Consider the following 15,230-nt stretch of genomic DNA (forward strand, 5'->3'; position numbering starts at 1 on the left):
AATTAAAATATTAATGAACATGCTAAAATATTATTATTTATATGAGTTATTATAGATAGTCATTATTGTAATAATATGTGTTATATAGATATTATTAAGTTATTATTCAATTATTATTAATTGCATCATGATAGCATAATACTACTTCTTACTTAACTATTAATTATATACATTTATCTTATAGATAATAATATGTTATAGATACTAAAAAATATACAGCTCTCTCATAGTGGAAAGTAGAGCTCGAATTGGATAGAGATAAATGATATTATCTTTTTCTCGCCAATGTGAGCGGCGTATTACTATGATGTAAAGTGTATAGAAGAATGTCAATTCAGACATATTTATGAGTGCCGAAAGATCAGCATTGGATAATATTTTTCGACATGTTCTTCTTTCCAAACTGAAAAGCCGCTTTTATTTTTAGAAAGGGTGTTTTTCCTAAAGTTGGATTACTTTTGAAAAGATCTGATTTCATTGCTTATTTAAAAAGTCTATTAAGTGCTTTTGGAAAATTTTGAGCAACTACTGGTATCTCTGTACGTTGTTTAACATGATTGTATGTTTCATATTTAAGTGCTTTTTTAAAGAAACCGTTCTCAAGGTACTCAAGCCTATTTTGCAACGCTATATATGATGATAAAGTCCCATAATATAAAATTCTTAGGACATCAGAATTTTTGACGTTTATAAAGAAGAAAGATGGCAGTGCCATACACTTTGCTCGCTCCTAATGTTGCTACTAATTTTTGCCTTTTGAGATAATTCATTAAAAGGCATTTTTATTTCTTTAATTCAGCATATCCAGATTTTAAATGAGAGGATCTTACAATATTCGGTTTTTTTGCTTAATTTGAATAATGATTAATTATTGATTATAAATCAACATGTTGTCTGTAAATTACTTGGTATGAAATGTTTTTTATAAAAGGCACATTTTTCATAAAAATGTATTCTTTTTGTTTTTTGTAATCTTAGGGAGGTTGTACTAATTGATGCTGTTAAAATACTGTTTGAGCAGCAAAGTAAATAAGCCTTCAACAAGTTTACGAGATTTGGATTGAGTAAATATAAGCCCGTGTAACTCAACAAGGACGCTTTTGTCATTTTCAATAAACTCTTGTGTTCCATAGATTCCGCGAATTTTAATATTTTTTTCCATGATCAATAGGCACATCCCTTACAATTTTACCATAGTATGTGATTTTTTTGATCAGATGAAAGAGGCTAGCAATTCTCACATCTTATCGAGCAAGGCATCGTAATATTCCTTTTTTGACAAATATAATAATTTATCAGGATGAGCTGCTGAGGTTGGGAGTGGGATATCGGAGTTGAGATAGATAAGCAGGGTTTAATTTTTATGAGTTGGCACCCCTGTTTTTTGCTTTTTTAAAAGCACGTGCAATGGTTAACAGACTTATGATTTCAATGAGGCGCTATATTTTTCCTTCACATTGAGATGCAATTCACCCGTGTCGTGAATTACGCATTTATTGAAGTTATTATAAAAGGAGCAGCGAGAAGAGAAGGACATTTGAATAAAAATGCTTCTTACAAGAGTTTACAAATTTATATATTCAAGAGATTTTTTATAATAGATCTCGCCATACTGCCATTGCTTCTAAGACTTCTCCTAAATGAGCATGTTTTGCAATAACTGTTTCTGCACCAGCTTCTGCAAGTGCATTAGAATGGCCAAAATAGCTATGTGATCCTCCCGTAAAGCCGATGACACGCATGCCTGCTGCTATGGCTGCGTGTACACCATGAAGTGAATCTTCTATAACGATAGTGTTTTGGGGCTCTGCCTGTAATTGTTGTGCGGCAAAAAGGAAAACATCAGGGGCCGGTTTCGTTCTTTTTGTTCCAACTTCAGGTGCTGAAAATATTTTACCTTCAAAAAGGTCATAGAGATCAACCGTGGTGAGCATCTCTTTTATATCTACGCTTTTTGCATTAGAGCAGATACAGTAGGGATAGCGTGTTTGAATAATTTCTACAGCTTCTCTTACATCATCAATAGCCCGTAATTTAGTTTTTATTTGTGTACGAAAAATATTAGTCATTTGGTCTATGAGATGAGCAGAAATTGGTTTTTCTGTTTCCTGTTCAACGTGTTTAAGAATATCGCGAAAGATAAGCCCTGCAAAACGCTCATTCAATTCTTCGGGTGATATTTCATATCCTGTTTGTTTGAGCAATTGTGATCCAATTTTTGCTGCAAGATATTCAGAGTCAACGAGAACTCCGTCACAATCAAAAATAATAAGATCTATCTGAGGCATAAGATATTCCTTTACATGTTACGAGATGGACAACTTTCATGAAAACGATATTGAGAGGATCTTATTTCATAAAAATAAGTTTTGAAAATGATTCTTAATTCTTTTACGAAATAAAAGATATGGGAACAGTACATTGAAAAAAAGAAAATTAAGGTTTCATTCATGTGAAAGTTTTTTTTACTAAAAAAACAAAAACAATTATCAATTTTGTAGAATTTTAACGATACGTTTACGCTATTTTGTAAATATGGATTGGTAATGCGGGCCTATAAACTATTTTAGTTGATTATAGGGCAAATTCAGTTAATTTTGTTGGGTTTTTCATGACAGTTATTCAGCTTCAAAAAGATTTCCTTCGTATTCCCTCACAAATGCCATGGCGCAATAAAATTTTTAAAGGAGATTGTGTTTCCGTTCTAGAAAAACTTCCAAAACATTCTGTTGATATGATTTTTGCAGATCCACCCTATAATTTGCAATTGGATGGAGCTTTATACCGTCCAGATCATTCGCTTGTTGATGCGGTTGATGATGCATGGGATCAGTTTGAGAGTTTTGCTGCTTATGATGCTTTTACCCGTGCATGGTTGCTTGCTTGTCGTCGTGTATTAAAACCCAACGGAACACTTTGGGTTATCGGATCTTACCATAATATTTTTCGGGTTGGGACGGCATTACAAGATTTAGGTTTTTGGATGCTTAATGATATTATTTGGCGCAAGAATAATCCGATGCCTAATTTTCGAGGGCGCCGTTTTCAAAATGCTCATGAGACGCTTATTTGGGCCGTGCGAGATCAAAAAGATAAAAAGTACACATTTAATTATGATGCCTTAAAAGCGGCAAATGAAGATCTACAAATGCGTTCAGATTGGCTTTTCCCTCTCTGCACTGGAGCTGAACGTTTAAAGGATGATTCAGGGCGTAAATTGCATCCAACACAAAAACCGCAAGCGTTATTAGCGCGTATTATTATGGCTTCTAGTAAACCTGGTGATGTTATTCTCGATCCGTTTTTTGGTTCGGGAACAACAGGTGCTGTTGCCAAGCTTTTAGGGCGTGATTTTGTTGGGATTGAACGCGAGCAAGATTACATCGATGCAGCATGTGAGAGAATTGCGGCGGTTCAACCTTTAGCGCAACCAGAACTAGCGATTTTGGATAGAAAAAAAGCAGAACCGCGCGTAGCATTCAACAGTTTGCTTGAAGCAGGTTTACTCTATCCTGGAGAAGTTCTTTATGATCGTAAGAAGCAAGTATCTGCTATTGTAAGAGCTGATGGTACGATTATGCATGGTGGTGAAGCGGGTTCAATTCACGCAATGGGAAGAAAGGCTCAAGATTCGCAGAGTTGTAATGGTTGGACCTTTTGGTATTATGAGGAAAATGGACGGTTGAAGTCCATAGATCATTTAAGAATGATCATACGTTCACAAATGTTAAAAACGGGTGTTTTATGAACTAAGCTGATCGCTTCATTCTATTGACCAGCAATGTACCTGATCTTGATTAAGATGAACGTGAGGGCGTTTTATGCCTTTCTTAGATGTTTTTTATTGACACACTAATCTCGCTTGTAAGCGGCAAGCGAGTATTTTTATGCTTCTTGTAGAAGAAATTAAAATGAGAAATTTTCACTCTATGTTCTAGTTTTAGTTCCAAGACAGTAAAATTTCAATATAAGCTTATAAAAATGAAATATCAGAATTAAAAGGTTCATTCAGAAGTTCCAAATTAAGTGCTTTTTTGAATACGTACATCTGTAAAGTGCGTAAAATGTATTTATTTATAAAGATAATTTAACGCAACTCATATTGAATTGCCCTCGGAATATCGTCAAGTTTTTTCATTTCAAACTTGTTCCATATTGAATCGATGAAAATTACTTGCTTGCATGTCATAAACGGGGTTGGCGTGTGAATAAAAATTGTTAACGAAAGAACTAAAAGTACCTCTTATGAACCGTTTCACGTACCAAGGGATGTTGAGGGGGCTGGTAAATATAACGATGGAGCCGACTTACTCCTTCATAAGCGAAAAAAGGATAGAACCTGAAATTTAAATTTAAGATTTCTAAGCTTTTCTATTCCTCCTTAATTCTTATCTGTAGAAAAAATTGGTTATTTCATTTTTTTAATTTTTCTTTTGCAGATTAATAAATAATCGCTAGAGATACAAAAGTCTCTGTTAGAAAACATTTTTATGAATAGGGAAGGTTATTTAAATCTGAAAGAATTGGGAAGTGCTACGGAAATGGCTTTTTTCATAACAGTAGGTAATGCTTCTTCGGTAAGATGTTGAATGTTACACCACCAACCATTTTCACAATTCATTTCATGAACATCTTCGGTATAGTAAACATCGAGTTTTAGAGAAAAGTGAGTAAAAACATGCGTAATTTGTCCTTTGAATTGCCAATTGGCAGTAAAGGGTGCGTTTTGGAGCCCATTTTCGTTGTTTATGCCAATATTGTTAGGAATTTGGGTCATTCCACCAAGAAGCTTTTGCGTCTGTCGTTTTTCCAAATAAATTTGTCTCTTTTTATTAAGGACCACAAAAGCAATACCTGTTTTTGAAGGGCGTTCTTTTTTAGGGGCTTTAACTGGAAAAGACTCCGGTTGTTGCATCTTTTCTGCTTTGCATAAACATTGAAGAGGGCAGGTATAACAAGATGGTTTGCGTGGAGTACAAATTGTTGCTCCCAAATCCATCATTGCTTGAGCAAAGTCACCAGGACGATTTAAAGCAGTAATTTTTTGTGTTTTTTCTTTAATTTCAACTTTTGCTTTTTGCAATATTGAAGTGATAGCAAAAAGTCGCGCTACCACACGTTCGACATTACCATCAACCACTGCTACAGGGTGGTTAAAAGCAATCGCAGCAATGGCTGCGGCAGTATAATCTCCAATACCGGCTAGAGTTCGCAATTCTTTTACAGATTGTGGAAATTGTCCCGCGTAGTTTTCAACAAGCTGTCGCGCACATTTTTTAAGATTACGTGCGCGTGAATAATAACCAAGTCCAGCCCATGCTTTCATGATATCATCTTGTGAGGCTTTTGCTAAAGAGAAAAGATCAGGCCATAGTTTTAGAAATTTTTTAAAATAAGGCTTAACTGTTTCAACGGTTGTTTGTTGAAGCATGATTTCAGAAAGCCAAACTTGATAAGGATCAGGACGGATACCTTGTTTTTGCTTTTCAGGGGTAATCCGCCATGGAAGATGTCTGTGATTTTGATCGTACCAAGCAAGGAGGTGCGAAGAAATTTCATACATGATTGCTTTCAAGCATAGGGAGATATAAAATGCAAAAGAAAAAATTATTTATTTTGTAATTCATGTTTTTTGCTCTTTATTGTCAAGGCTCTGGTGAGAAAAGGCTTTTTATTTTGTTGATATTTCATAAATTGAGGAGGCAACAATTTTTAGATGAAACAAATGATTTTAATTTAGTAAGCGGTTGAACAATGATCTAAAAATGAGAAAACAACTTAAAAAACGTATCTTTTATTCTCTTTCTGAGACGGTATACAAAATACTTGATCCAGTTTTACGCAAACGGACAGGGCTTAATGTAGCGCTTATAGAACATTGGCCACAGATTGCGGGCTATGATATCAGTGAACATACAATGCCGCTTAAAATTATTTGGAAACGTCGTGCAGATCAAGATGAAGTTTTTCAGCCAGCAACACTTGTTGTCGCATGTGAAGGATTTGCTGCGTTAAAATTGATGCATGAAACAGAGGAATTACTTCATAGAATTAACGGATTTTTTGGCTATATTGCTATTGATCGCATCAAGATTGAGCAAAGGAGTATGTCGGTTTTTATGAATCACTTGCCTCTAAAACCGCCTTTGAGTGAACAAGACAAAAAATGCGTGGAAAAAATGCTTGAAGGAATTGAAGATAAAAGCTTGCACCAAGCACTTTATAAACTTGGCTGTTGCATTTTCTTGGAAAAAAATAATAAATAGGAAGATATTTTATATATTTTTCTTTAATATATGAGAAAGCGTTGGATTCCTATTCGTTAATAACAACAGAAAAGTATTATTTATGGTAAAATATCGTTCTTTTTTATCTTTCGGGATAATTTTTCTCTTCATAACGATTGTACAAAACAGTGTAACAGTTGCTTTAGCGCGTGATCCCAAACCAGTGGCAACAACTGTTGATATGGCAGAGCTTCTCCAATCGGGTAAAGTAAAGGATCGCTTTGAGGGAGAGGCGGATGCACCAGTCGTCATTGTTGAGTATGCTTCGTTGACATGTACCCATTGTGCGCATTTTTATAATGATATACTTCCCCAAATTCGTAAAAAATATATCAAAACAGGAAAAGTAAAACTTATTTTCCGAGAATATGCTTTTGATCCTCGGGCAACAGCAGGTTTTATGTTGGCACGGTGTGCACCAGAAGATCGCTATTTTCCTTTGATAGAAGTTTTATTTCAAAAACAAAATGAATGGGCTTTCGGAAAAAATGCTCTAACACCATTGAAAAAAATTGGCTTAATGGCTGGTTTTACAGATGAAAGTTTTACTGCTTGTTTGAAAAATCAGTCCATTTTAGATGAAGTAAATGCATCTTTTGAACGCGGTAAAGAGCTTGGTGTCACAGCAACACCTACTTTCTTTATTAATGGTAGTAAATATGAAGGTGCCATGAAAGTAGAAGAATTTTTTTCGGTGATTGATAGTTTTCTTAAAAACTGAATCTTAATCTTCCAGAAGATGGATAGTGATACTTTTGGCCATTATCTCCTTTGGAAGGATTAATATTATGCATTTATGAAGCGATATTGTTTTTGAGCCAATTTTGAATCAAATCATTGCTTTTAAGTGAGCCTCGGTTGAATGATGTTTTGATGCTGATATGGGAGGATTTGTACAGTGAAAAAATGGGTTTATAGTTTTGGAGATGGAAAGGCAGAAGGAAGTGCAAGTGAGCGTAACCTTCTCGGAGGTAAAGGGGCTAATTTGGCAGAAATGAGTAATCTTGGTTTGCCCGTACCGCCAGGATTTACGCTGACAACAGAAGTTTGTAATTTTTATTACGCCCATGACAAATCATATCCAGAAGAGCTACAGGAATCTGTTAAGCAAGCACTAAGACGTGTTGGTGAACAAACAGGACGTGAATTTGGGAGTGAGCAAAAGCCACTTTTGCTGTCTGTTCGTTCAGGGGCTAGGGCTTCTATGCCAGGGATGATGGATACAGTGCTTAACCTTGGCATGAATGATGAGACTGTAAAAGCCATTGCTTTACAAGCCAATAATGAACGTTTTGCTTATGATAGTTATCGGCGTTTTATCCAAATGTATTCTAACGTTGTTTTGGGGCTAGACCATTCGTATTTTGAAGAGATTCTTGATGAAGCAAAGGCATGCAATGGTTACACTATTGATACAGAAATGACAGCAGATGATTGGAAGAATGTTATTATTTCTTATAAAGCCTATGTTGAAGAAAAATTAGGAACCCCTTTTCCACAAGATCCTGAACAACAGTTATGGGGGGCAATTGGAGCCGTTTTTTCAAGTTGGATGACGGCACGCGCAGTTACTTATCGCCGTTTACATAGCATTCCTGAAAGTTGGGGAACGGCAGTTAATGTGCAAGCTATGGTTTTTGGTAACATGGGAGAAGATTCGGCAACAGGTGTTGCTTTTACACGCAATCCATCGACAGGGAAAAAAGAACTTTATGGTGAATTTTTAGTTAATGCGCAAGGGGAAGATGTTGTGGCGGGCATTCGAACGCCTCAAAATATTACAGAAAGTGCGCGTATTGTTGCTGGTTCAAATAGACCATCGTTAGAAAAAATTATGCCTGAGGCTTTTTTGAAATTATGTCAGATTGCGCAGAAGCTTGAGCAGCATTATCGGGATATGCAAGATCTCGAATTTACCATTGAAAAAGGTAAATTATGGATGCTTCAGACTCGTTCAGGAAAACGCACGGCTCGTGCGGCTCTCAAGATGGCAATTGAAATGGTTGAGGAGGGGTTAATAAACCGTGAAGAGGCTGTGATGCGTATTGATGCAAAGTCGCTGGACCAACTTTTGCATCCAACACTTGATCCTAAAGCAGAACGTTTTGTTATAGGACGTGGTTTACCTGCTTCTCCTGGAGCCGCAACTGGTGAAATTGTTTTTACTTCAGAAGAGGCAGAAACTGTGTCGGCGGAAGGTCGCAAAGTTATTTTGGTCCGTGTAGAAACAAGCCCAGAAGATATTCATGGTATGCATGCTGCAGAAGGAATTTTAACAACGCGTGGCGGTATGACAAGTCACGCTGCTGTTGTTGCGCGGGGGATGGGAAAACCATGTATTTCTGGTGTTGGCAGTGTGCGGATTGATTATAACACAAATACGTTGTTTGCCTCAGGAGAAAGCTTAAAAAAAGGTGATGTTATCACAATTGATGGTGGAAGTGGAGAAATTTTCAAAGGGAAAGTTGCAATGTTGCAGCCTCAGCTTTGCGGAGACTTTGCAAAATTAATGGAATGGGCTGATGGGATGCGACGTATAAGAGTTCGCGCTAATGCTGATACACCATCTGATGCCCGTATGGGGCGATCTTTTGGGGCTGAAGGTATAGGTCTTTGCCGTACGGAGCACATGTTTTTTTCTGATGAACGTATCGTTGCTATGCGTGAAATGATTTTAAGTCATGATGAAAGTGGTCGTCGTAAAGCACTAGATAAGCTTTTGCCAATGCAGCGTTCAGATTTTAGTGAATTATTTGAAATTATGTGTGGTTTACCTGTTACTATCCGCTTGCTAGATCCACCATTACATGAATTTTTGCCTAAAACGAAAGCAGAAATTCTTGATGTTGCAACAGCTATGGGGGTTTCTGCTGAAGTGCTTGCTGAACGCGCTCAGCAGTTGCACGAATTTAATCCTATGCTTGGATTACGAGGATGCCGTTTAGCTATTACTTATCCTGAAATTGCAGAAATGCAAGCGCGGGCGATTTTTGAAGCAGCAGCAGAAGCTGCCCAAAAATCTGGATCTCCTGTTATGCTTGAAATTATGGTGCCACTGGTTGCGCTTAAATCTGAACTCGATTTTGTAAAAGCGCGTATTGATCAGGTTGCTGAAGAAGTGATGAAAGAAAAGGGAAGCACTATTCAATATATGGTTGGGACGATGATTGAACTTCCAAGGGCGGCGCTTCGAGCAGATGAAATTGCTGAAACTGCTGAATTTTTTTCATTTGGAACAAACGATTTGACACAAACTACTTTTGGGATTTCCCGTGATGATGCTGCTCCTTTTTTAGCAACCTATTTTCAAAAAGGTCTTTTAGAGCAAGATCCTTTCGTGTCTATTGACCGTGATGGAGTAGGGGAACTTATTACCATTGCTGCACAGCGTGGACGTTCAAAGCGTGCAAAAATAAAATTGGGAATTTGCGGTGAACATGGAGGCGATCCTGCTTCTATTACTTTATGCGAAGAAAATAACCTAGATTATGTTTCGTGTTCTCCTTTTCGAGTACCAATTGCTCGTTTAGCAGCAGCTCAGGCCGCAATAGCAAAAAGGATGTAATGGGTTAATATTTTTTGTTGTATCGTTATTACTGAAATAAATTTTTATATATTCTTTTATTTTCTTTAATAAAGGGAATAAAAATGCTTCTAAAATGCACGATAAGTTATGTTACGCGAGAAAGTGCTTTTTTTAGAAGTTTATAAGAAAAAATATAAAGCAGAATAGACAAAGATGTATTATTAATACACTTTCTATTGAAGAACCTCTTGATAGAGAGAAACGTGTTATTGTGCAGTCAATTTACGCGTTTGCTTTTTTATGGGGGAATGAGCTCCTCACGCAAAATAGAATGCTCCAAACAAATGTATTTTTTTGCACATCATGCTGTTTGAGATAGACATCTTTCAGTGGATGTCCATTTCACATTGACATTCGTGGAATGGGGATTATGTAAACTCCCCGTAAGTTTATAAACTCCACTATACGCTACCATCTTTACCTTTATGAAGGAATATCAAAGTTATACAATATGTTGATTTATAATGATATTTTTTTATTTCTTATATTGAACAAAAGCTGTAAATATCATAAGATCTTCTCATTTCAACTTCTTTTATAATGAATCAATCAAAACCATGTTTTTTGCATGTTATAGGCGGGATGAGCGTCTGTGGATAAAAAATAAAGCAAGGATATGCCTCTTATGAATCGTCTCAAGTGTCAAGAGCTGTCACAAATTGAAGGTAGGTACAGTGTGTAATGGTGCTGGCTTGCTTTTTCACAAGTGTAAAAATGATAGCGCGCGCGCAGTAGGGGCTGCTATTATTCACGGGCGTTGTTGTGAAATGCTCTTGGGTGCTTTAAGAGATGTTTTTTTAAGAAAGCCCGTGAATGGCAATCCAAGTGTATTTCGTTTGGGACATTTTGTTTTGCGTGAGGGGGGGAGTGAGTTCAAAAAGACATGTGATAAATAAAAGCATGAGGCAATAGGTAATCTCCATTATTTTAAAGATATTGCTTTAGATGTCTTTGAAAGGCGTAAAGCTGAATTAAAAGGAAATGGCAAAGATGAAAACTGGTTTTTACCTTAAAATTTCATATTCTTCCCAAATTAGGCTGTCTCCCTGTTTTAAGAGATTATACAAACAGAGATGCGCAATATTCTTGCCTCCATTTGGCATACAAAAGCTATAACAGCTGAGAAAAGTACTAAACTGTCTTAACATTTGTTTCAAATATACTGCTGCGTTAAATTTAGATGTTGATTTATAGGCAATATTAAACACACACGCTATCTTAGGAAAACAATGTCATAAAACACATAATTTTCCAGCAATAGATTGGAGAGAAGTGCTGTTTTTTTCAGATACTTTGCAAAACAACAACCATAACACAACTAGCTTTACGTCTACTTATCCTTACAGGTGTTTGCATAAATTCTTTGCATCATATTTATAAAGATCAAATTGACGATAATATATGGACAATTCGTGGTTCGATAATATGAAAGGTTTACGTGATACTACAAAAATTTCGTGTCCTTTTATCATCAGAAGCAATAAAAATGCTAGAACAAGCGCGTTTTCTATTTTGCAATATTTCTTTTTTCTGCAATCGGTTGTGGTTTTCTTGCAGCAAATTATACGGCTCAATATGTAATGTGTAAGAAAACCATTCTGATTGATTGAATATAAGAGGGCTTGAGATGAAGGAATGTTTGAGGGGAGCATTAAACAAACGAAAGATGAATTATCATTATAAATTAAGAGATTATTTTTATAATGTAGATGATTAGCTTCAATTAAATAAACCAATTTCACGCATTTTCATTAAAATTGTGTGATTAATTTTACCTGTTACAGGAAGATCAAATATTTTTTGAAACTGTTTTAAAGCTTCTATCGTCTTTTGATCTTCTATTCCTGTGACAATAACCTCTTCATTCCCAAAAATATGTAAAGCTTTTTGCACTTGTATAATATCTTCAACAGAAGGCTCTAAAATAGCTTCTTTTAAGTGTGTCATATTTTTTGTATTGTTTGTTTCTATTTCGCTTTGCTTAATTAATATCGCGATTTCATCTGTTGCGGGATTAGATAGAACATTCTTTTGCATTCTCTGAGCAGTTTGCTGTTTCCATAAAGTGATGGCTCGGCGTGTTTTAGGTCCTTCCAATCCATCTAAGGGTCCATCATAAAGGCCTAATTTTGCTAGTTCTTTTTGCTTTTCCAGCATGCTTGCTGATTGAGAGGATAAAGATGAATTTGTGTGGTTATGATTTTGAGAATGTACAGAAGTTACACGGGAGAGTTCTTGTGATTTTTCTTCTTTTTCCGATAAAGTAAAGCTCTTACCTATACTTTGAACAGAGGAAAATTTCATTTGAGTTAAAATATTTTGATGCGTTGTCATTTGCGAAAATAAAGCATTAAATGAAATAAATAAAAAACTAATGCTAAAAAGAAGAGATCCAACAAAAAATAAAGTATTTTTTCGTGTATAGAAATAAAGAGTTTTTGCACTCCAAAAAATAAAATGAAAAATTATAAGAAGAAGTGTTATAACAATACTACTATAGTATTTACGGTGTTTTACAGTTTTTTTTCGGTATGTCTTTCGTTTTGTTGCCATTACTTTTATTTTCAGTTGCGTTTATTTTTTACAAAGAAACAAATATAAATTAGGAAACGAATATGAATCAGTTCTTACTTCCAGCCAGAGAGAAGTGCATTGACATTATTGATTTTTCCTTTCAAACTCCTAAAATGAGCAGCTTCATTATATCAATTTATAAGTTGATAAATCAACAAGAGTTCTTGGCAACTTTTATTCATTTCATTTTGACAAGTCTTTAATGTGTATAAAGAGAGCACCAAATGATTAGCATTCAAGATCATTTTGGTGTTTGCAAACTGCATTATCACATATAATTATCTAAACAATAATGCCACGTTATTCTTCATTTTGGGGCATATGTTTGCCTATTATTTAAAATAAAATTGAAAATATTTGCCTATAACACTAAACAGATGACAATCATTATCTATTCTTTATAATTTACATATAGATGGTTACTTATCTATAAACGGTTTGGTAAAATATAATTATCTCTTAATATAATTATATTTTAGTGTAAATAACTTCGTATCAATTAAATTGATTTACAATGTTATAGAAAAACTGGTCTTGAGATCTTTAGATGGAGTTGTAAGAGATGCATCTATTGTTTAATATTTTGATCGACATGTTGATCATGTTTATGATGTGCTAGTAAAAATTTTATAGATAATATAAATATTTTATCGACACTAGAGTCAGAATAACAGAATTTTACTCTTTTTAGCTTTTTCAACTAAGCTAAGATGGTGAACTATTATCTAAAATAAGTATGTACACGACATGATTATATCTCTCATTTTTTACCATAGTATGTTCATTAACATGATCAGCCTGTAAGTGTATAATTTTGATGTTAATTTTTTACTGAATAGACAATGTATCCTATTTTATACGGCGGAATTGTGCCATATTTATAAAAAAGCCAATGATATAGACCCAATACATGAATACTCAATTTTATAAAAAGCACATTTTATAAATTGTTTATAAAGCAACAGTATATAAAATGCTTCTTTTATTGTATTTACCACTGCGCTACATTGATTATCCATGATACGTTTTTTAATCAAATTATTATTATTATTATTTTTTATTTTTGTCATTATTTCATTTTTTGTAGCAGATCCAAGCAGTAATCATTCTTCTAGCCCCAAAAATAATGAGACAACAACGAGCGATGTGATTATTGCTTTTAAGGAAGCCTTAAATGATTTAGGCGCATTTTGTGACCGTAATATAAAAACCTGTAAAGTAGGAAAATCTTTTTTAAGTTCACTTGGCGAACGCGCATATTACGGTGCAAGAGCTGCTTATGAATATTTAGGGAACATATTAGGGAACAAAAATAATATCAGAGACTTCCCCTAATGTTTCTTACAAAATAGAAATACAAGAGTTCTTACAAAACCATGAAATGTTATCTTGAAATAAGGATTTTTAACGTTCTTCGTGTTATTTATGTTAGGAAGAATAAATATTTATTTTTTATAAGTGTATTCAAGAATGATTATTCAAACGAAACAGGACTAAAATAATGGCGGAAAAAATCGGTACTATTATAGAGAACTTTTCGCTTTTGGATAATTGGGAAGATCGTTATCGTTATGTCATCGAGCTTGGCTATGAATTGCCACCTTTTCCGGAAAGCGCTCGAAATGATGCTCACAAAGTTCCTGGTTGTGTTAGCCAAGTGTGGCTTTTATCTTCACGTAATAACTCAGAAGATCCAATATTGACGTTTCAAGGTGATTCCGATGCTCATATTGTGCGTGGACTCATTTATATACTTCTTGCTTTTTATTCAGGCAAAAAAGCTTCTGAAATTCGCAATTCTGATGCTCAAGAGCTCTTTGAAAAACTTGGTTTAAATGAAAATCTTACACCACAACGATCAAATGGTTTGAAATCAATGATTAAACGGATTCGTAACGAAAGCTATACGTAATCCCCTTGGTAGAAATTGCTATATATACAAAAGCTTCACACAACACATGTATACTAAAATCAACTTTATACACGAAACCATTTTTTCGCAAAATAAGATTATTTAGTTTTTTTCCGTTTGCTTTTGCGTCCAAGACCCATTTCTTTGGCCAAAGCCGATCGTGTTTTTGCATAATTAGGCGCCACCATAGGATAAGAACTATCTAACTGCCATTTTTCACGATATTCCTCTGGCAACATTCCATAATGTGTCATGAGATGACGCTTTAGAGATTTAAACTTCTTTCCATCTTCAAGGCAAATGAGATAATCAGGAAATACTGAACGTTTTGGATTAACGGCAGGCCTTTGTTTTTCAACTTCGACTTCTGTTAACTCTAGATTCCCTGCTTTACGAAAAGCAGCATGGACATCAGCAATTAAACTTGGCACTTCAGTCGGTCGAATAGAATTATTACTCACGTAGGCAGCAACAATATCAGCAACCAATGTAATAACTAAATTGCTTTCAGTCTCTAAGACTGCACGATGTTCCATTCTTGTTTCCTTTAATTTAAAATTGAGTAATTCAAAATCGAGATATAGTGCATATACTCATGATATAAAGATCTCATGCACATGAGTTTCATATTGTACAAAAATCTTTTTTGTCAATTCAATTATTCTATAAAATTGCCAAAACACAAAAAAATCAAATAAATACCCATTTTTTGTCATAATATACAATAAGAAAAACGAAATTATTACATGCTAAAATATATTTTTAGCCTATAACATATCATACATAATATATAATACATCACAAATATAAAAAGATATAGGATGAAATTTATTTATTTTTTTGAGAACGTAAAAATAAAATTACTAATTAT

11 protein-coding genes and 1 pseudogene are annotated in these 15,230 nt (G+C 34.7%); 7 read left to right on the forward strand and 5 right to left on the reverse strand.

Annotated features, from left to right (window positions below):
- Positions 1-481 precede the first annotated feature (481 nt).
- A complete protein-coding gene (locus PVV63_RS08875) occupies positions 482-715 on the reverse strand; it encodes a hypothetical protein (RefSeq protein ID WP_273791557.1) in 234 nt (77 codons plus the stop codon).
- 877 nt (positions 716-1,592) lie between these two features.
- Positions 1,593-2,288 carry an HAD family phosphatase gene (locus tag PVV63_RS08880; RefSeq protein WP_273791558.1) on the reverse strand — a complete coding sequence of 232 codons (696 nt, stop codon included), beginning with the start codon at positions 2,286-2,288 and terminating at the stop codon, positions 1,593-1,595.
- 371 nt (positions 2,289-2,659) lie between these two features.
- Here PVV63_RS08880 and PVV63_RS08885 point away from each other — a divergent pair, with 371 nt between their 5' ends.
- Positions 2,660-3,748 carry a site-specific DNA-methyltransferase gene (locus tag PVV63_RS08885; protein WP_375613050.1) on the forward strand — a complete coding sequence of 363 codons (1,089 nt, stop codon included), beginning with the start codon at positions 2,660-2,662 and terminating at the stop codon, positions 3,746-3,748.
- Between the two features lie 756 nt (positions 3,749-4,504).
- Here PVV63_RS08885 and mutY read toward each other — a convergent pair.
- Positions 4,505-5,563, reverse strand: coding sequence for an A/G-specific adenine glycosylase (gene mutY, locus PVV63_RS08890; protein WP_273791560.1), 1,059 nt, complete (start codon positions 5,561-5,563; stop codon positions 4,505-4,507).
- Between the two features lie 202 nt (positions 5,564-5,765).
- Between mutY and PVV63_RS08895 the strand changes: the two genes are divergently transcribed.
- The 4 genes from PVV63_RS08895 to PVV63_RS08910 all read left to right on the forward strand — a co-directional run bounded on the left by PVV63_RS08895 (position 5,766) and on the right by PVV63_RS08910 (position 10,769).
- Positions 5,766-6,266 (forward strand): DUF721 domain-containing protein, encoded by a 501-nt coding sequence (locus PVV63_RS08895; protein ID WP_273791561.1) that lies wholly within the window; start codon positions 5,766-5,768, stop codon positions 6,264-6,266.
- Between the two features lie 82 nt (positions 6,267-6,348).
- The gene (locus tag PVV63_RS08900) at positions 6,349-7,008 is read left to right on the forward strand and encodes a DsbA family protein (RefSeq protein WP_273791562.1); all 660 of its coding nucleotides are present in this window, start codon (positions 6,349-6,351) and stop codon (positions 7,006-7,008) included.
- A gap of 177 nt (positions 7,009-7,185) precedes the next feature.
- A complete protein-coding gene (gene ppdK / locus PVV63_RS08905; protein ID WP_273791563.1) occupies positions 7,186-9,852 on the forward strand; it encodes a pyruvate, phosphate dikinase in 2,667 nt (888 codons plus the stop codon).
- A gap of 695 nt (positions 9,853-10,547) precedes the next feature.
- Positions 10,548-10,769 carry a hypothetical protein gene (locus PVV63_RS08910; protein WP_273791564.1) on the forward strand — a complete coding sequence of 74 codons (222 nt, stop codon included), beginning with the start codon at positions 10,548-10,550 and terminating at the stop codon, positions 10,767-10,769.
- Between the two features lie 823 nt (positions 10,770-11,592).
- On the opposite strand, the gene PVV63_RS08915 is transcribed toward PVV63_RS08910, so the two are convergent.
- A complete protein-coding gene (locus tag PVV63_RS08915) occupies positions 11,593-12,426 on the reverse strand; it encodes a peptidoglycan-binding domain-containing protein (protein WP_273791565.1) in 834 nt (277 codons plus the stop codon).
- A 1,038-nt stretch (positions 12,427-13,464) separates the two neighbouring features.
- Between PVV63_RS08915 and PVV63_RS08920 the strand changes: the two are divergent.
- A pseudogene (locus PVV63_RS08920) lies at positions 13,465-13,840 on the forward strand (DUF5330 domain-containing protein).
- A 108-nt stretch (positions 13,841-13,948) separates the two neighbouring features.
- Positions 13,949-14,359 carry a SufE family protein gene (locus PVV63_RS08925; RefSeq protein WP_273791566.1) on the forward strand — a complete coding sequence of 137 codons (411 nt, stop codon included), beginning with the start codon at positions 13,949-13,951 and terminating at the stop codon, positions 14,357-14,359.
- 98 nt (positions 14,360-14,457) lie between these two features.
- Here PVV63_RS08925 and PVV63_RS08930 read toward each other — a convergent pair whose 3' ends face one another.
- Positions 14,458-14,895, reverse strand: a complete 438-nt coding sequence (locus tag PVV63_RS08930; protein WP_012754848.1) for a MucR family transcriptional regulator — start codon at positions 14,893-14,895, stop codon at positions 14,458-14,460.
- Between the last annotated feature and the right edge of the window lie 335 nt (positions 14,896-15,230).

This window comes from Bartonella sp. CM31XJBT, assembly GCF_028618555.1.
In the GTDB taxonomy this organism is placed as follows: Bacteria; Pseudomonadota; Alphaproteobacteria; order Rhizobiales; family Rhizobiaceae; genus Bartonella.